General features: G+C 65.4%; 11 protein-coding genes. 10 read left to right on the top strand and 1 reads right to left on the bottom strand.

Annotated elements, in window-relative coordinates:
* Position 1 precedes the first annotated feature (1 nt).
* Genes glgB through AC23D4_RS05510 form a run of 8 tightly spaced genes read left to right on the top strand, consistent with a single transcriptional unit; the run spans position 2 to position 16,099 of the window.
* Positions 2-1,927 carry a 1,4-alpha-glucan branching protein GlgB gene (glgB, locus tag AC23D4_RS05545; protein ID WP_472889050.1) on the top strand — a complete coding sequence of 642 codons (1,926 nt, stop codon included), beginning with the start codon at positions 2-4 and terminating at the stop codon, positions 1,925-1,927.
* A complete protein-coding gene (locus tag AC23D4_RS05540; RefSeq protein ID WP_472889049.1) occupies positions 1,924-3,954 on the top strand; it encodes an alpha-1,4-glucan--maltose-1-phosphate maltosyltransferase in 2,031 nt (676 codons plus the stop codon). The genes glgB and AC23D4_RS05540 overlap by 4 nt, the downstream gene beginning before the upstream one ends.
* 3 nt (positions 3,955-3,957) lie before the next feature.
* Positions 3,958-7,314, top strand: coding sequence for a maltose alpha-D-glucosyltransferase (gene treS, locus AC23D4_RS05535; protein ID WP_472889048.1), 3,357 nt, complete (start codon positions 3,958-3,960; stop codon positions 7,312-7,314).
* Positions 7,315-7,329: 15 nt separating this feature from the next.
* The gene (locus tag AC23D4_RS05530; protein ID WP_472889047.1) at positions 7,330-8,010 is read left to right on the top strand and encodes a mechanosensitive ion channel family protein; all 681 of its coding nucleotides are present in this window, start codon (positions 7,330-7,332) and stop codon (positions 8,008-8,010) included.
* Complete coding sequence (gene glgX, locus AC23D4_RS05525) at positions 8,010-10,151, top strand: glycogen debranching protein GlgX (protein WP_472889046.1); 2,142 nt, start codon at positions 8,010-8,012, stop codon at positions 10,149-10,151. The genes AC23D4_RS05530 and glgX overlap by 1 nt, the downstream gene beginning before the upstream one ends.
* Positions 10,148-11,983 (top strand): malto-oligosyltrehalose trehalohydrolase, encoded by a 1,836-nt coding sequence (treZ, locus tag AC23D4_RS05520; protein WP_472889045.1) that lies wholly within the window; start codon positions 10,148-10,150, stop codon positions 11,981-11,983. The genes glgX and treZ overlap by 4 nt, the downstream gene beginning before the upstream one ends.
* The gene (gene treY, locus AC23D4_RS05515; RefSeq protein WP_472889044.1) at positions 11,980-14,937 is read left to right on the top strand and encodes a malto-oligosyltrehalose synthase; all 2,958 of its coding nucleotides are present in this window, start codon (positions 11,980-11,982) and stop codon (positions 14,935-14,937) included. Before treZ ends, treY begins: the two co-directional genes overlap by 4 nt.
* Positions 14,921-16,099 carry an amylo-alpha-1,6-glucosidase gene (locus AC23D4_RS05510; RefSeq protein WP_472889043.1) on the top strand — a complete coding sequence of 393 codons (1,179 nt, stop codon included), beginning with the start codon at positions 14,921-14,923 and terminating at the stop codon, positions 16,097-16,099. The genes treY and AC23D4_RS05510 overlap by 17 nt, the downstream gene beginning before the upstream one ends.
* Positions 16,100-16,194: 95 nt before the next feature.
* Here AC23D4_RS05510 and AC23D4_RS05505 read toward each other — a convergent pair whose 3' ends face one another.
* Positions 16,195-16,443: a hypothetical protein gene (locus tag AC23D4_RS05505; protein ID WP_472889042.1), complete on the bottom strand. Its 249-nt coding sequence runs from the start codon at positions 16,441-16,443 to the stop codon at positions 16,195-16,197.
* A gap of 313 nt (positions 16,444-16,756) precedes the next feature.
* On the opposite strand from AC23D4_RS05505, the gene AC23D4_RS05500 reads away from it, so the two are divergent.
* Both AC23D4_RS05500 and AC23D4_RS05495 read left to right on the top strand, forming a co-directional pair.
* The gene (locus AC23D4_RS05500; protein WP_472889041.1) at positions 16,757-18,073 is read left to right on the top strand and encodes a tyrosine-type recombinase/integrase; all 1,317 of its coding nucleotides are present in this window, start codon (positions 16,757-16,759) and stop codon (positions 18,071-18,073) included.
* A gap of 276 nt (positions 18,074-18,349) precedes the next feature.
* Positions 18,350-19,150 carry a DUF3800 domain-containing protein gene (locus AC23D4_RS05495; RefSeq protein WP_472889040.1) on the top strand — a complete coding sequence of 267 codons (801 nt, stop codon included), beginning with the start codon at positions 18,350-18,352 and terminating at the stop codon, positions 19,148-19,150.
* The last annotated feature ends 73 nt before the right edge of the window (positions 19,151-19,223 follow it).

Below are 19,223 nucleotides of genomic sequence, written 5' to 3'. Positions count from 1 at the left end.
AATGAACAAGCCACTCCTGAAAACGATCGCAGCCCGACCGGGCACAGCGCTCGGGGAACAGGACATCCACCTGTTCCGCGAGGGCACGCATTCGCGGCTGCACCAGAAGCTTGGGTGTCACCTCCATGCGACCGGGGCCCGTTTCGCGCTCTGGGCACCGAACGCCCGTTCCGTCTCGGTGATCGGTGATTTCAATGCCTGGAATGTCGATGCCGATCAAGCCCAGGCGCGTGCAGACGGCTCGGGCATCTGGGAGCTCGATGTGCGCGGCGTCGAGGCGGGGCAGCGCTACAAGTTCGCGGTCTTCACACAAACCGGCGAGCGGCTTGAGAAGGCGGACCCCTTTGCGTTTCGCGCCGAGCTGGCGCCGGCCACCGCCTCCATCGCCTGGTGTCTGGATGGCCACACGTGGGCCGACGGTGCGTGGATGGCGGGTCGCGCTGCGACCCATGGGCTGAATGCGCCGATGTCCGTCTACGAGGTACACCTCGGGTCCTGGCGGCGCGCCGAGGACGGTGAGATGCTCGACTACCGCACCATGGCGCGCTTGTTGACGCAACACGTGACGGATCTGGGGTTCACCCATGTCGAGCTGATGCCGATCACGGAGCATCCGTTCTATGGCTCGTGGGGCTATCAGACGACTGGCTATTTCGCACCGACCTCGCGCTACGGAACGCCGCAGGACTTCAAGTTCCTCGTCGACACGCTGCACCAGGCGGGCATCGGGGTGATTCTGGACTGGGTGCCGTCACACTTTCCTGCCGACGCACACGGGCTGGCGCAGTTCGACGGCACGCACCTCTACGAGCATGCCGATCCGCGGCAAGGGTTTCACCCGGAATGGAGCTCGTCGATCTTCAACTACGGGCGCAACGAGGTTCGTTCTTTCCTGCTGTCGAGCGCGATGTTCTGGCTCGACGAATACCACATCGACGCCCTGCGCGTGGACGCGGTGGCCTCCATGCTCTACCTCGACTACGCGCGCAAGGCCGGTGAATGGATCCCCAACGTGCATGGCGGACGCGAGAACCTGGAAGCCATCGCGTTCCTGCGCCAGCTCAACGAATCGGCGTACCGCGACCATCCCGGTGTGCAGGTGATCGCCGAGGAGTCCACGGCGTGGCCGATGGTGTCGCGGCCGACCTACATCGGCGGCCTGGGCTTCGGCATGAAATGGAACATGGGCTGGATGCACGACACGCTTGCCTACATGCACGAAGACCCGATCCACCGGCGGTGGCACCACGGGCAGCTGACGTTTTCACTGGCCTACGCCTTCAATGAAAACTTCATGTTGCCGCTCTCGCACGACGAGGTGGTGCATGGCAAGGGGTCGCTGATCGAAAAGATGCCGGGCGACGACTGGAAGAAGTTCGCCAACCTGCGACTGCTCTACGGCCACATGTGGGGACACCCCGGCAAGAAGCTGCTGTTCATGGGCTGCGAGTTCGGCCAGCGACGCGAGTGGAACCACGACCGCGAACTCGACTGGGGGCTGATCGACGGCAGCGAAGCACACGGCGGCCTGCAGCGGTGGGTCTCGGATCTCAACCGCCTCTACCGCAGCGAGCCCGCGTTGCATGCGCTCGACTTTGATGCCTCTGGCTTCGAATGGATCGATGGTGCCGACGCCGAAGGCAGCGTGCTGAGCTACCTGCGCAAGTCGGGCGACGGCGACGCGGTGCTCGTGGTGGCCAACTTCACGCCCCTGCCGCGCGAGAATTACCTGGTGGGCGTGCCGACGCCGGGACACTGGCGCGAGCTGCTCAACAGCGACGCGACGGTGTACGGTGGCAGCGGCGTAGGCAATCAAGGCGGCGTTGACAGCGTGCCCGTCGCGGTGCACGGCCGCTTTCACGCGTTGAACCTGCGACTGCCGCCGCTGGGCGTGCTGGTCCTGAAACTGGAAGGAGCCGCGTCGTGAGCCTAGACAACGAAGTCCACCCCATCGCCCTGACCGATGGCCGCGTCCGCGTGGTGATCGAGAACATCCAGCCGGCGGTGGACGGCGGTCGCTTCCCCGTCAAGCGCATCACCGGCGATGAGGTCGTCGTCGAAGCCGACTGTTTTGCAGACGGCCACGACGTCGTGGCCTGCATGCTGAAGTGGCGCAGCGCCGGGTCGGACTGGAAGAGCACGCCCATGCAGCCGCTCGCCAACGACCGCTGGCGCGCCAGCTTCGTGGTCGCCGCGCTGGGCATCTGGGAATATGCGGTCTGTGCCTGGGTCGATCCGTTCCAGTCCTGGCGCCATGATTTCGCGCGTCGCGTGGATCTCGACGACGTGCGGATCGCCGCCGCCTCCGGGGCCGGCCTGATCGAAGCATGCGCCGGGCGTTCGGATCGAGCAGCCGATGCCGAACTGCTCCGGGCATGGTCGCGCGAACTCGCGCAGCTCGCCGCCGACCCCCAGGCCGACGTCGATGCGTTGAAACGCGTGGGTGACGACGAAGCGCGTGCCGCCGTCGCGCGCCGCTACCCCGATCTGCGCCATGCGTTCACCCACCCCCAGACCTACGCTGTCACGGTCGAGCGTGAGCGGGCGCGCTTCTCCGCGTGGTACGAGTTCTTCCCCCGATCGGCGTCGGACGACGCCAGCCGGCACGGCACGTTCGCTGATTGCGAAGCCTGGCTGCCCTACGTCAAGCGCATGGGATTCGACGTGTTGTACTTTCCGCCGATCCATCCGATCGGACGGTCGCGTCGCAAAGGAAAAAACAACACGCTCGACGCCCAGGCCGACGATCTGGGCAGCCCGTGGGCCATCGGTGCCGCCGAGGGCGGGCACACGGCGATCCTCGGTGAACTCGGGACGGCCGCTGACTTCAGGCGGCTCGTCAGAAAGGCCACCGAACTCGACATCGACATCGCGCTCGACATCGCGTTCCAGTGCGCGCCCGACCACCCGTGGGTGACCGAACATCCCGACTGGTTCAAGAAGCGTGCGGACGGCAGCATCCAGTACGCCGAAAACCCGCCGAAAAAGTACCAGGACATCTACCCCTTCGACTTCGAGAGCTCGGACTGGCGTGCGATGTGGCTCGCGCTGGCGGGCGTCTTTGAGCACTGGGTCGGTGAAGGGGTGCGCGTGTTCCGCGTGGACAACCCACACACCAAGGCCTATCCCTTCTGGGAGTGGGTGATCGCCCGCGTGCGTGCGCTGCAGCCAGAAGTGGTGTTCCTGTCCGAGGCCTTCACACGGCCGCGGGTGATGCACCGGCTTGCCAAGGTGGGCTTCAGCCAGTCGTACACCTACTACACCTGGCGCAACACGAAACAGGAAATCACCGCGTACTTCACCGAGCTGAGCAGCGGCCCGGGCCGCGAGTACTTCCGCCCCAACGTCTGGCCCAACACGCCGGACATCCTGCCCGCTGCGCTCCAGTACGGCGGGCGCCCGGTCTTCATGGCCCGGGTCGCCATGGCAGCGACGCTGGCCGCCAGCTATGGCATCTACGGACCGGCCTACGAACTGCTGGAGGCGCAGGCCCTGCGTGCCGGTGGCGAGGAGTACCTCGATTCAGAGAAGTTCGAGCGCCGCGTGTGGGACCGCACGCGCGCCGATTCGCTGGCCGAGTTCATCGCGGTGCTGAACCGCGCCCGCCGCACCAATCCGGCGTTGCAGAGCGATGCCGGCCTGCGGTTCCTGAACATCGACAACGAGCAGATGATCGCCTACGCCAAAACCTCTGCCGACGGTGCGAACACCGTCGTGTGCGTGGTCAACCTCGATCCGCACCACACGCAGAGCGGCTGGGTCGAGCTTGAACAGGACACCCTCGGTATCCAGCCCGGGCAGGCCTACCAGCTGCACGATCTGATCACCGGTTCCCACTTTCTCTGGCACGGCGAGCGCAATTTCGTCAGCCTGGACCCTCAGCGCACGCCCGTCCATGTGATGGAACTCCGGTCGCGCCTGAAGCGAGAGAACGATTTTGACTACTTCCTTTGAGAGATGCCTGTGATCGATGAACTCCAGCGCGCAGAGACCGGCGCGATCATTCCCGCCACCCCCGCGGCCGATCCTGCACACGAACCGCTCTGGTACAAGGATGCGGTCATCTACGAGCTCCACATCAAGGCCTATGCCGACGCCAATGGCGACGGCATCGGTGACTTCCGTGGGCTGACCGAACGTCTCGACCACGTGCAGTCGCTCGGCGTCAACACGATCTGGTTGCTGCCGTTCTACCCGTCACCCCAGCGTGACGATGGCTACGACGTCGCCAATTACGAGGACGTGAACCCCAACTACGGCACGCTCGACGATTTCAAGGCCTTCGTGATCGAGGCGCACCGGCGCGGCCTGCGCGTGATCACCGAGCTGGTCGTCAACCACACGTCCGACCAGCACCCCTGGTTTCAGGCCGCGCGGCGCGCCCCCAAGGGCTCGCCCGAGCGCAACTACTACGTCTGGAGTGACGACAACAAGCTGTATTCGGGCACGCGCATCATCTTCACCGACACCGAGAAGTCGAACTGGACCTGGGACGAGGTCGCGCAGCAGTATTTCTGGCACCGCTTCTTCAGCCACCAGCCCGATCTGAATTTCGACAACCCGCTGGTCCTTGAGGCCGTGCTCAAGACCATGGAGTTCTGGCTCGAGATGGGGGTGGACGGCTTCCGGCTCGACGCTATTCCCTACCTCATCGAGCGCGACGGCACGAGCAACGAGAACCTGCGCGAAACCCACACGGTGATCAAAGCGATCCGCGCGCGCATCGAAGCCAACTACCCGGGCCGCCTGTTGCTGGCCGAGGCCAACATGTGGCCCGAGGACGTGCGCGAGTATTTTGGTGACGCCGACGAATGCCAGATGGCGTACCACTTCCCGCTGATGCCGCGGATGTACATGGCCATCGCCCAGGAAGACCGCCACCCGATTGTCGAGATCCTGGCGCAGACGCCCGAGATCCCCGACAGCTGCCAGTGGGCGGTGTTCCTGCGCAACCACGACGAACTCACGCTGGAGATGGTCACCAGCAAGGAGCGCGACTACATGTACCGCATGTACGCCTCCGACGCGCGGGCGCGGATCAACCTCGGCATCCGCCGCAGGCTCGCGCCGCTGCTTGAAAACGACCGCGCGCGCATCGAGTTGATGAATGGCCTCCTGCTGTCGATGCCCGGCACACCGGTGCTCTATTACGGTGACGAGATCGGCATGGGAGACAACATCTTTCTCGGCGATCGCGATGGCGTGCGCACGCCGATGCAGTGGACCAGCGACCGCAATGGTGGTTTCTCGCGCGCCGATCCGCAGCGCCTGTACCTCCCCCCGATCCAGGACCCGATCTACGGTTTCGAGGCCTTGAATGTCGAGGCCCAGGCGCGCGAGCCGTCATCCCTGATGAACTGGACCAAGCGCATGCTCGCCATGCGCAACGCCACCCAGGCCTTCGGCCGCGGCCACTTCACGATGCTGCATCCGGGCAACCGCAAGGTGCTGGCCTACGTGCGGGAATACGGCGAAGACGTCATCCTGTGCGTGTTCAATGTCAGCCGCGTCGCGCAGCCGGTCGAGCTGTCGCTGGAGGCCTACAAGGGCCGCGTTCCGGTCGAGATGATGGGGCGCAGCCCGTTCCCACCCATCGGCGATCTGCCCTACTTGCTGACGCTGCCGGCCTATGGCTTCTTCTGGTTCCGCCTCGCCACCGATGCCGCGCCGCCGCGGTGGCACGAAGAGCGCCTGGCGCTCGAGGACCTCCCGGTGCTCGTGCTGTTCGACGACTGGAACAGCTTCTTCCGCAGCAAAGTCGTGCCGTGGCGCATCGGCATGGCCGAGAAAACGCGCAACCAGTTCGAACGCGATCTGATGCCCCGCTTCATGCTGCGCCAGCGCTGGTACGCAGCGAAAGGCGAACCCCTGGAACGCGCCACACTGGCCGCCCACAGCCTGCTCGAAGAAGGCACGTCGCAGTGGCTGCTGGCGCTGATCGACACCCAGGGTCCTGCGGAACCGGAACGCTATTTCGCGCCCCTGGTGATGGCCTTCGAAGACGACGACGAAGAGCGCACCCGTGCCCTGATGCCCGTGGCGGTGACCAAGGTGCGCCAGCAGGCCACGATGGGGGTGCTGGCCGACGCGATGGGCGACGAACCCTTTTGCCGAGCCATGGTCTCCGCCATCGGCGCGCGGCGCGAAACGGTTGCCGAGGGCGGCGTGGTGCGTTTCGTGCCGACCCAGGCCTACAGCGCGGTCATCGGCGACGCGCTCCAGGTCGCCACGCCGCTGCAGCGGCTGACCACGAGCAGCAACTCGATCAGCCTGCTGGGCGATCAGATCTTCCTGAAGGCCTATCGGCGATTGCACGCCGGCGTCAGTCCCGAACTTGAAATGGGTGGCTTTCTCACCGACGTGGCGCACTACGAACATTGCGTGCCCGTGGCCGGCAGCGTCGAGTTCCACGCCAGGGACGGCTCGGTCTGGGCGCTGGCCCTGCTGCAGGCGCAGGTGAAGAACCAGGGCGACGCATGGAACTTCACGGTCGACCAGCTGGCGCGGATGCTCGAATCGCTGCGCAACGTCGACACCGATCTGCAGGCCGGCATGGACGCGATGGCGCAGCGGGTGGAAATCCTGGCGCGACGGGTGGCGGAGCTGCACGTGGCACTGGCACAACCCCATGGGTTGCCTGCGTTCGACCCGGAGCCCATCCGGGTCGATGACCTCGTGAACTGGTCGTCGGCGGTGCGCGTCGAGTTCGAACGCACGCTGGAGCTGCTGGCTTTGCGCCACGCCGCATTGAGCGAGCCGCAGGCTGACCTGGCCTCCCGGGTGGTGTCCGCCCGCGCTGCGCTCGATGCACGGATCGCCCAGGCCGCTGCGACAGCGCCTGCCGGCGTGAAGACCCGGCTGCACGGCGATCTGCACCTGCAACAGGTGCTGATCGCGCAGGACGACTTCCTGATCATCGATTTTGAGGGCGAGCCGCAGCGTTCGTTTGAGGAACGGCGTGCCAAGCACAGTGCGCTGCGGGATGTGGCCGGCATGTTGCGCTCGTTCGATTACGCCAGACACACGGCGCTGCACCAGACCGCGCAGGGCAGTGTCGAGCTGGAGCGGCTGGCGCCTGGCGCCAGGCACTGGGAGCGGCACATCCGGCAGGCGTTTCTGGGGGCCTACCGTCAGGTCGTGGTGGCTGGAGGACTCTATGCGAATGCGGCCGCGTTCGACGATGCCTCCGCATTGCTGGACTTGTTCGAACTCGAGAAGGCGTTGTATGAACTGCGCTACGAACTGGACAACCGGCCGGACTGGGTCGGCGTCCCGCTCGCCGGAATTGCCGCGCTGGCCGGCGTTGAACACTAGACACCAGGAGTTGAGATGGAAAATATCGACGTGATGCTGGTCCCGCTGCGCGGGCTCCTGCTTGAAATTGGCAATTTTCTGCCCCGCCTGGGCGTGGCCCTGGCAGTGATCGTGGTCGGCTGGCTGCTGGCCAAGGGCTTGCGCATGGGCGTGGTGAAAGCGATGAGGGCGCTCAACTTCCACATCCTGACCGAGCGTGCCGGTATCGACGGGTTCCTGAAACAGGGTGGCACCGAGAAGGACACCGTCGAGTGGTTCGGCATCATCGTTTACGTGCTGGTGCTGATCGCTTCACTGATCGTGGCCTTCAACACCCTGGGCCTGACCCAGGTGACCGATCTGCTGGGCAAGGTGCTGCTGTTTGTGCCGCGTCTGCTGGTGGCGCTGCTGGTGATCGTGTTTGGTGGCTACTTTGCGCGTTTCGTCGCGAACGCGGTGCAGCGCTACTTCCGGGCCGCGGGCATCAGCGATGCCGAGATCCTGGGCCGCATCGTGCGCTACGCGGTGATGGTCTTCGTGGTGCTGCTGGCTGTTGACCACCTGGATATTGGTGGTGGGCTGATCCAGCACACTTTCCTGATCCTGCTGGGCGGCGTCGTGTTCGCGCTGGCGCTGGCGTTCGGTCTCGGCGCTCGTGAGCGCGCTGCTCAAATGATCGAGCGCTGGTTCCCGCGCGACCCGGCGGACCGCATCTGATGTCCGCCTCCGCCGTCATTGATGCCCTGTGGCCGGGGAAACCCTATCCGAGAGGCGCCACCTGGGATGGCATGGGCGTCAACTTCGCGCTCTTTTCCGAGTCGGCCGAGCGTGTCGAGTTGTGTCTGTTCGATGCGAGCGGGCGCAACGAGATCGCGCGCCTGGCCCTGCGCGAGCAGACCGACCAGGTCTTCCACGGCTACCTGCCCCAGGCACGCCCAGGCTTGTTGTACGGCTATCGGGTCTATGGGCCTTACCGCCCGCAAGACGGCCACCGCTTCAACGGGCACAAGCTGCTGCTGGATCCGTACGCCCGCAACATCGTCGGCACCATCCGCTGGCACGATGCCCTGTTCGGCTACCGGGTTGGAAGCGCCCAGGGCGATCTGTCTTTCGACCGGCGCGACAGTGCCCCCTACCTGCCGCGCTGCAAGGTCATCGAATCGGCGTTCACCTGGGGTGACGACCGTCCGCCCAACGTGCCCTGGCACGAGACGGTGATCTACGAGCTCCACGTCGCCGGCTTCACAAAACGCCACCCCGACGTGCCGCCCGAGCTTCGTGGCACCTATGCGGGTCTTTCCTGTGCACCCGTGATCGACCATTTCAAGCGCCTCGGCGTGACCACGGTCGAGCTGATGCCGGTGCACTCCTTCCTGGACGACCGCCACCTGGTCGAACGAGGCCTGCGCAACTACTGGGGCTACAACACGATCGGCTACTTCGCGCCCGAGCACCGGTACAGCGCCAGCGGGAAAATCGGCGAGTTCAAGACCATGGTGCGCACGCTGCACGAGGCCGGTATCGAGGTCATTCTCGACGTGGTCTACAACCACACGGCGGAGGGCAACGAACTCGGACCGACGCTGGCTTTTCGCGGCATCGACAACGCGTCCTACTACCGCCTGGCACAAGACAATCCGCGCCACTACCAGGATTTCACCGGCTGCGGCAACACGCTGAACATGCGGCATCCGCGTGTGCTGCAGCTGTTGATGGACTCGCTGCGCTACTGGGTCACGGAGATGCATGTCGATGGCTTCCGCTTCGATCTGGCGTCGGCGCTCGCCCGCGAGCTGCACGCCGTCGATCGGCTGAGCGCGTTCTTTGACATCCTGCGTCAGGACCCTGTGCTGTCTCGCGTCAAGCTGATCGCCGAGCCCTGGGACCTGGGCTCGGGTGGCTACCAGGTCGGCAACTTTCCCGTCGGCTGGGCCGAGTGGAACGACAAGTACCGCGACACCATGCGGGCGTACTGGAAGGGAGAGGGCGGCGTGATCGGCGAATTCGCGCAGCGCCTCACCGGATCGAGCGACCTCTACAACCGCAGCAGCCGAAAGCCCTACGCGAGCATCAACTTCATCGCCGCCCACGATGGTTTCACGCTCGCCGACGTGGTCGCCTACAACGACAAGCACAATGAAGCCAACGGCGAAGAGAACCGCGATGGCCACGGCCACAATCTTTCGTGGAACGCCGGCATCGAAGGTCCGACGGACGACATCGACGTGCGTGCGCTGCGGGCACGCCAGCAGCGCAACTTCATCACCACGCTGCTGCTCTCGCAGGGCGTGCCCATGTTGCTGGCCGGCGACGAAATGGGGCGCACCCAGCGCGGCAACAACAACGCCTACTGCCAGGACAACGACATCAGCTGGCTCGACTGGACCCCCAGCGCCGACCAGCGCGCCTTGCTGGCTTTCACGCAACGCGTGATGGCGCTTCGGGCGGCACACCCGGTGTTCCGCCGTCGCGACTTTTTCCAGGGCCGGCCGCTGCACGGCAGCACCGTGCGCGACATTGTCTGGCTGCAGCCCCAAGGCACCGAGATGGGGGAGCAGGCATGGGGGGAAGAACACGCTCGTGCCCTGGCCGTCTTTCTATCGGGCGACGGCCTCAACGAGGTTGATGGGCGTGGCCGCACCGTGCGTGACGACAGCTTTCTGGTGATGTTCAACGCCGATTCGAACGAGGTGCAGTTTGTGCTGCCGTCAGGCGTGGTCCCACCGGCGGGCGAGTTGCTGATCGACACCTCGTTCGGCGCGGACCGACCCGACGCCCCCTTCAACTCGGGCGAGCCCTACGTTCTGGCCGCGCGATCGCTCGCGCTCGTGCGCTTCAAGAGGAACCCTGCGCCATGAAGCGTCAGCACGAAATGCCTTTTGGGGCGCAGCCGACCGAACGGGGCGGCGCGCGGGTTCGCCTGTGGGCGCCGGCCGCAACGGATGTCGTGCTGGTGCGCAGCGGCGATGGACCGGACCAGGGCAGCTTCCCCATGGCTGCGTTGCAGGGCGGCTGGTTCGAGCTCGAATTGCCGCGAGCCCAGGCCCGCACCGACTACGCGTTCCGCATCGACGACGGCCTGGTGGTGCCCGATCCCGCCTCCCGCAGCAACAGCGACGACGTGCATGGACCCAGCACCTTCGTCGACCCGCGCAACTTCGAGTGGACCGACGGCGCGTGGCGCGGCCGGCCCTGGCACGAAGCGGTGATCTACGAACTTCACGTGGGCTGCTTCACCGCCGAGGGGACGTTCGAGTCTGCGATTGCCCGGCTGGACGCGCTCGTCGCCCTCGGCATCACCGCGATCGAACTGATGCCGGTGGCGGCATTCGCGGGCCGACACGGCTGGGGTTATGACGGCGTGCTGCCGTTTGCACCCAAGGCCGCCTACGGTTCGCCCGATCACTTCAAGCGGCTGGTCTGTGCGGCCCACCAGCGGGGGCTGATGGTGCTGCTGGATGTCGTCTACAACCACTTCGGCCCCGACGGCAACTACCTGAACGCCTACGCACCCGGCTTCTTCAATCCAGACGTTTCCACGCCCTGGGGCGCCGCCATCAACCTCGACGGTGAGGGCAGCCGCGTGGTGCGCGATTTTTTCATTCACAACGCGCTCTACTGGATCGAAGAGTTCCATCTCGACGGCCTGCGCATCGACGCGGTGCACGCGATGCACGACACCGGAACGCCGCACTTCATTGACGAGCTGATCGCGGCTGTGCGCGCAGGCCCCGGCCGCGAGCGGCATGTGCACCTGGTGCTGGAAAACGACCTCAACGACGCGGCGCGCCTGAGCCGCGACGAGACCGGTGGCCCGCTGCTGGCCGACGCGCAATGGAACGACGACGTGCACCACGCCGTGCACGTCATGACCACCGGCGAGACGGACGGCTACTACATCGACTACGCCGCCGAACCGGTGCGACTTTTCGGCCGCGCCCTGGCCGAGGGTTTCGCATTCCAGGGCGATCCGTCGTCCTACCGCGACGGCGAGCTGCGCGGCACGCCCTCGACGCATCTGCCGCCGCTGGCCTTCGTCAACGCGCTGCAGACGCACGACCAGGTGGGCAACCGCGCGTTCGGCGAGCGCATCGCCACGCTCGCCGCAGCGGCGGAACGCAGCGATGCGCTGCGCGCGCTGCTGGCGTGTGTGCTGCTGGCGCCGTCACCGCCGATGCTGTTCATGGGCGAGGAATGGGCGGCCGGCACGCCGTTCCTGTACTTCTGCGACCACCAGGGTGAGCTCGCGCAGGCCGTGACCCGCGGGCGGCGTTCAGAGTTCGGCCGTTTCGCCGGCTTCAACGATCCGAGCGCACGCGACGCCATCCCCGATCCGAACGCACAAAGCACGTTTGCCAGGAGCCAACTCGACTGGCAGGAACGCGAGCGGGCGCCCCACGCCGAATGGCTCGCGCTGTACAGCGACCTGCTGCGACGGCGGCACGCGCACCTCATACCCTGGCTCCAGGGCGCACGCAGCGGCGTCATGACGCTGCCGGCACCCTGCACGCTTCGCATCACCTGGCCGCTGGGTTCAGGGCATCGCTGGCACCTGCTGGCTCAGCTGGCATCGCACGAAAGCCCCGCAGGCCTGGCGACCGAGCTGCCGGGTGCCCTGGTGTATCGCAGCCATCCGGTCACTGCGCGGCTGCCCCCCTGGTCGGTGCAGATCGCGATCGAGGCGCCATGACAACCCATTCACCCCGGCGGCAGGCCATCGTGCCGCATGCCACCTACCGCGTTCAGTTGCACAACGGCTTTCGCTTCGCCGATGCCTTGGCGCTCGTGCCCTACCTGGCAGATCTGGGCATCAGTCACCTCTACATCTCGCCGCCGCTGCGGGCGCGGGCTGGCAGCCAGCACGGCTACGACGTGGTCGACCACGGCATGCTCAATCCCGAGCTGGGCACGCGCGCCGATTTTGATCAGCTTGTCGCGAGCCTGCACGCACGCAGCATGGGGCTGCTGGTCGACATCGTGCCCAACCACATGGGGGTGCTCGGCGGCGACAACGCCTGGTGGCTCGACGTGCTGGAGAACGGCCCGGCGTCGGCGTACGCCGACCACTTCGACATCGCGTGGCGCAACGCCGATCCGGAGCTGTCGGACAAAGTGCTGCTGCCGGTTCTGGGTGACCAATACGGTGCAGAGCTCGAACGGGGTGACATTCGCCTGGCTTTTGATGCGGCTGGCGGGTGCTTCACATTGGCTTATCACGAACACCGTTTGCCGATCGACCCGAGCGGATACGGTGCGTTGCTCCGGCTGGCGCAGCGCGCCTTGTTGCCGGGGGCGATGTCGGGCGTGCGCGTCAACCGGCTTTCAAGCCTCGCCACCCTGTTCGACCGTTTGCCGGCGCGCAACGAAACCGAGGCCGCAGCCCGCGAACGCCGCCAGCTGGACACGACCCGCTTGAAGGCGGCGCTGGCCCAGCATGTGCGTGAGTTTCCCGCACTGGTGTCGGCCATCGATCAAACGGTCACCGTGATGAACGGCCGACCGGGGGACCGCAGCAGCTTCGACGCACTCGACGCACTCATCGACGCGCAGGCTTACCGGCTCGCGCATTGGCGCATCGCGGCCGACGAGATCAACTACCGCCGCTTCTTCGACATCAACGAACTCGCCGCGCTGCGCATGGAGCGACCCGAGGTGTTCGAGGCGACGCACCGCCTGCTGCTCGAGCTGGCGACCAGCGGCGCCATCGATGGCCTGCGGGTGGACCACCCCGACGGCATGGCCGATCCGGCGGGCTATTTCGAACGCCTGCAACGGCGCTATGCACAGATGGCGGGACTGCCAGCACCCACCGGGCGGCGGGGTGACGGGGCGCCCGATCTGCCGCTGTACGTCGTGGTCGAGAAGATCGTCGCTCCGCACGAGGCGGTGCCGAACGACTGGGCGGTCCACGGCACCACCGGCTACCGGTTTGCCAACGTGATCAACGGGCTGATGATCGACGGCGCCGCGAAGACCCGGCTGGACCGGGTGTGGCGCTCGTTCGTGGGCGAGGAGGCCGTGGACTTCGACACCCTGGCCTGGCATTGCCGCCACGTCGTGATGGATGGAACGCTGGCCGGCGAGCTCACCGTGCTCAGCGCCTCGCTGTTGCGCCTGGCCCGCGAGGATCGCCGCACGCGCGACTTCACGCTGAACTCGCTGCGGCTGGCGTTGGCCGAAGTCGTGGCGTCGTTCCCGGTCTACCGCACCTACATGCTGGACAAGCCGAGTGCGCAGGATCGCAAGTTCATCGACTGGGCCATTGGCCGCGCCCGCCGCCGCAGTCTCGTGGCTTCCCCCGGTGTGTTCGACTTCCTGCGGCGCGTCCTGATTGGTCGCCCTTTGAGCGGTGCACCGGTCGGCCTGGGCGTGCGCTACCGGGCGTTTGCGCGCCGGCTGCAGCAATACACCGCGCCGGTGGCGGCCAAGGGCATCGAGGACACGGCGCTGTACCGCCATCACCGGCTGGTTTCGGTGAACGACGTGGGCGGCGACCCCGATGCGTTCGGCATGTCTGTCGATGCCTTCCACGCCGCCAGTCTTGACCGCTCGATCCGATGGCCAGACACCATGCTGGCGACCTCCACCCACGATGCCAAGCGCTCGGAAGATGTGCGCCTGCGCATCGACGTCATCAGCGAGATGCCTGCGGCCTGGCGCTTGACCGTGCGGCGCTGGAGCCGGTTGAACCGCAGCCACAAACGCACCGTGGACGGTGAACGCGCCCCGACGCGCAACGACGAGTACCTGCTCTATCAGCTGCTGTTGGGCAGTCTGCCCGACAGTGAGCTCGATGATGCCGGGCTTGCCGACTACGCGGGGCGGATCGAGCAGGTGATGCTCAAGTCGGCCCGCGAGTCCAAGGCGGTGACCAGCTGGATGAACCCCAGCGTGGCGTATGAAGGCGCGCTGAGCGCGTTCGTGCATGCGGTGCTGGGGCGTCGCGAGCGCAACCTGTTTCTTGAGGACCTGCAGAGCAATGCGGCGGTGGTCGGGTGGCACGGCGCCCTCAATGGCCTGACGATGGCGGTGGTCAAGACCCTGTCTCCGGGCGTGTCGGACTTCTACCAGGGGCACGAAGCGATCCAGCTGTCGCTGGTCGACCCCGACAACCGGCGCCCCGTCGATTTCGACCTGCGCCGGGACATGCTCGCCGAGGCGCGGGCCATCGCAGCCTTGCCCGACCGGTCTGCTGCACTGAGCGAGCTGCTGGCCCATGCGGGCGACGGTCGGGCCAAGTTCTGGGTCACCTGGCAGGCGCTGCAACTTCGGCAGGCCCATGCCGACATGCTGCGGCACGCGGACTACCTGCCGCTGGCGGTGCGCGGCGAGCGCAGCGCCAACGTGATCGCGTTCGCGCGGCGCCGGGGGCGGTCCTGGGTGGTGGTGGTCGGCACGCGCCTGAGCGCCGCATTCGGCCTGCCTGTGGGCATTGCGCCGGTCGGCGAACGCTGGGGCGACACAGAGATCGTCTGGCCTGTAGTCGGGCCGCCGGACCCCTCAGACCCCTGGCTCACCGATGTGGTGAGTGGCGAGCGCCACGGGCCACTGGGGGCGACGCTGCCGCTGGCCGAAGTGCTGCGAGAATTTCCGGTGGCGGCGCTCTTCAGCGCCGACGCCGGAACCCATGACCCAACAGCCTGACGCCACCACCATCCCGCTCATCGAAGCCTGCACCCAGGCCGCACTGAAGCTGCTGCAGGCCAACCTGACACCGCACGGCATCCTGGCCGCCAGCCGGACCGAAGCGGCCGAGGCGCGCCGCTATACCCGCATCTTCGGGCGCGACGCGGCGATCTGCGTCATGGCCATGTGTGGCAGTGGCGTTGACGCTCTGGAGGCGGGGGCGGTGGCCAGCCTGGACGCGCTGGTCGCGCAGCAGGCGCCGAATGGCCAGATTCCCAAGTACGTCGATCCGGAAGGGCAGGATGCCGACTTCTGGTACCTCGGTTGCATCGACGCGACCCTGTGGTGGCTGATCGCGGTGGACCACGTGCGCCGTGCCGGGCCGGTGAACCCTGATCGCTGGCAGGCCGGGGTCGATCGCGCGATCGCCTGGCTGCTGGCGCAGGAGCACCAGCGTTTCAGGCTGCTGCAGCAGAACGAGGCCAGCGACTGGGCCGACATCATGCCGCGATCGGGCTACGTGCTGTACACCAACGCGCTGTGGTACGACGTCAAGCGGCGCTTTGGGCTGGCAGACGCCGAGGCCACGCACCACCACTTCAACCACCTGTTTGACCCCTTTCAGCGCGATCTGCCCGAGTACCACAGGGCGCGGCTGTTGCGCCACTACGCGCGTCGCGGTCGGCGCGATCCGGGCCTGTACCTCAGCTTTGTCAACCTGGCGGTGTCCGGCCACGAAGGTGACGTGTTCGGCAACCTCATGGCCGTCCTGAACGGACTGGCCGACACCGCCAAGTGCCAACAGATCGTTCAGACCATCGACCGGGCGCACGCGGACGATCCCTACCCGGTGCGCGTCGTTCTGCATCCGCTGTCTCGCCAGCACGAGCTCTGGCGGCCTTACATGGGGCGGCATCAGCAGAACAGCGTCCACCAGTACCACAACGGTGGCATCTGGCCGTTCGTGGGGGGCTACTGGGTCATGGCGCTGGCGCGGCTCGGGATGCAGGAGCAGGCGCGGTCTGCACTGACACGACTCGCCCAGGCGAATGCGCTGGATGACTGGCGTTTCACCGAATGGTTTCATGGCCGCACGCTCAAGCCCATGGGCATGGCCGGGCAAAGCTGGAACGCAGCCACCTTCCTGCTCGCCCGTCGCGCGGTCGAGGGTGAGGCCTGATCAGCGCGCTCGGGGTGAGCGCGCCAGCAGCTTCATGCCAAAACCCGCTCAGGCGGTCATTGCATTGATAACCCGGCCTTGGGAATGGGCGCCACTCACGCCGGCGCTGTCGGCGTGGGCGAAAGATCAGCCGGTGGGGCATCGCCTTGCCGGACCAGATCGTGCAAGCTCATGCACGCCAGCGAGGTGGCTGCCGCCTGCTGCAACTGCATGACCAGCCCGTCCACCGCGGTCGACGTCGGCACCGCCGGTGGTGGCAGGAAGCCGTCTTCGTCGGCTGCACGCACAGCCTCCAGCACGTAGGCCCGAAGGGGTTGGCGGGCTTTTTTGCGTTTGATCGCCATCAGCACCAGGTGGTGGAGTACTGGATATTGGAAGCTTTCCAATAAACCATCCAACAAGCAAGAAAAAACCGCCTAGGCCTTGCGACCTAAGCGGTTGATTCTGTTCGATATTTCTGGCTCCCCGACCTGGACTCGAACCAGGGACCTGCGGATTAACAGTCCTTCGGGATGGGATTCTACGGGACTTTCTGATACAACTTGCCATTCCTAAAGCCTTTACAAATCAACAACTTGCGTCCAAAGTGGTTTCAGGCCGTCCCAGGCCATCCCAACCCAAACTGGCACCAGACTGGCACCAGACCAACCGCGGACTATGGCAAAAGATCAACTTTCGGCAGCGGCGGCGGCCATCCAATCGCTCGATGGTAGCGCCTTCGTGACCTTGCACAGCCGCCTGGATCGCGGCGGTGCGCTGCAGGCGCGCAAGCTGGCCAACGGCGCTGTACAGCTTTATTGGCGGTATTCGTATGCAGGCAAAACCAGCCGCGAACCCATCGGGGTCTACGACCCGACGGCACCGCCCAAGAAGCTGCAGCCAACTGTGCGCGGCTACGGCATCGTTGCCGCGCTGGAGAAGTGCAGGGCACTGGCCGAGGTGCATGTTGAACGTGCCGACACGGGTGGGCTGCAGGAGGCGAAGGCCGAGACACGAAAAGCCTTTCTCGCCAAGAAATCGGAAGAGGCCGAGAAATCCACGCGCACCCTTCAGAAGCTGCTCGATACCTATGTGGAGTACCTGAAAGCCCAGGGTCGTCGCAGCCATGTGGATGCACAGGGGATTTTTACGAAGCACATCAAGGACGCGTGGCCTGCGGTGGCCAAGGCGCCTGCGGTGGACCTCACGCCCGACCAGGTGCTCGACATGCTGCGACGGCTCATTGAAAGTGGCAAGGGGCGCACTGCGAACAAATTGCGGTCCTACTTGCGAGCTTCCTATCAATGTGCGCTGGATGTGCGGACACTGGCCGCCATTCCGGTGGCCTTCAAGACATTCGCGGTAACGTTCAATCCCGCAGCGCAGACACGTCGTTCCCCGCAGTTCGACCGTGCCGACAAGCGCCCTTTGTCTCTGGCAGAAATGCAGGCGTACTGGAAGCTGATCATTGACCGTCCAGGCATCGAGTCGGCAGCGCTGAGATTGCACCTGCTGACCGGAGGGCAGCGCATTGAGCAGTTCATCCGACTGAAATGGGCGGATGTTGGCGATGACGCTATCACACTCTTCGACGGAAAAGGTCGGCCCAGTCAGGGCGCGCGCCCGCATCAGGTGCCCTTGGTACCCCTCGCCGCTACCGAACTGAAGCGATTGGAGCGTGAAGGGGAATACGTTTTCTCGACCACAAAGGGGAAAAAGCCCATCAGTGCGCGCACGCTGACGGGGTGGGCGCACGCAATTGTCGGCGCGGAGATCACAGGTTTTCAGCTCAAGCGCATCCGCTCGGGTGTAGAGACCTTACTGGCCAGGGAAGGCATCAGTCGTGAGGTGCGCGGGCATCTGCAATCGCATGGCCTGACAGGGGTTCAGGCGAGACACTACGACGGGCACGACTACATTCCTGAAAAGCGGCAGGCACTTGTGTTGTTGCTTGCATTGCTGGGTGACAGCGCTTCTGTGGCGACTCCAGAATGATCGAAGTACTTTCGGTTGTCCTCGGCCCAGGTGCCGATCATGGGCTCAACCTTGCCATCACGAAGATCGTTGAGGGGAAACCACCGACCCATGTGAACCGGTCATTGTTGTCTTGCCCGAGCGAACGGTCTGAGGTTGCGCCGCTCGGGTGTGGGCAGTACAATCTGCTTGAGCCGGGAGCGCTGTCGATAACGGTGCGTTGGACGATTGTTCCACCTGGCTTTCCTATTCCGACGGGTCGCACATTGCGACCCGTTTTCATTTCCGAGGCAGCTGGTGCATCTCTTGTACCTTGACGAGTCGGGCCATCCGCAAGATCCCGGCACCCAGTTCTTTGTCCTGGCTGGTTTTGCTGTGTTCGAACGTTCGACACACTGGCTGGAATCGAGGATCAATCCCATCGCTGAGCGGTTCAGGCCGCAGGACCCATCGTCGATTGAGTTTCATGGATCGCCGATGTACACCGCCAAGGACGACTGGGCCGGTGTAGCACCGGTGGAACGTGTACAGGCCCTGGTGGACGTGCTGTCCTTGCTGAGCAACCCACAACTGCAACTTCGGGTTTTCGCTTCCGTCATCGAGAAATCCATGGTGCCGCATGATCAGATCCTCGAACGTTCGTTCGAGGCTGTTGCGCATCAGTTCGATCAGTACCTGGCGGACATGTGGACCCGGCGACGCGACGCACAGCGAGGCCTCGTGGTTTGCGACAAGGCTTCGTACGAGCAGAAGCTGCAGGCGCTTTCGTCATTGTTCAAGCATCAAGGCCATGCGCTGGGCCGACTGCGGAATTTTGCAGAGGTTCCGCTCTTCCTGGATTCGAAGGCCTCGCGCCTCATCCAGATGGCCGATCTGATTGCGTACTGGATCTTCCGCTACTACCAGTCAAAGGACGACCGAGGCTTCCGATTGATCGAGCCATCCATACTGCGTCGGGCGCGTCAGCGGATCGGCTTGGTGGCTTCGGTGACGCCCGCCACCGAAGCGGCGCTTGCCGCCATCGCGCCTCACAAGTATCCGTTTCCGGTTCCGACGGTTCTGCCAGCCGTCGTACCGGCTGGCGACGGTCTTTCCTGATCGTTTCGCTGGCTTTGCGCAGAGGTGTACGACCTCGGTGCACAGGCCGAGACCCTGCGGGTTCAGTCCCCGT

The sequence above is a fragment of the Hydrogenophaga sp. L76 genome (assembly GCF_057654755.1).
Note: the sequence above shows the minus strand (reverse complement) of the source record. Positions and strands in the feature narration are given on the sequence as shown.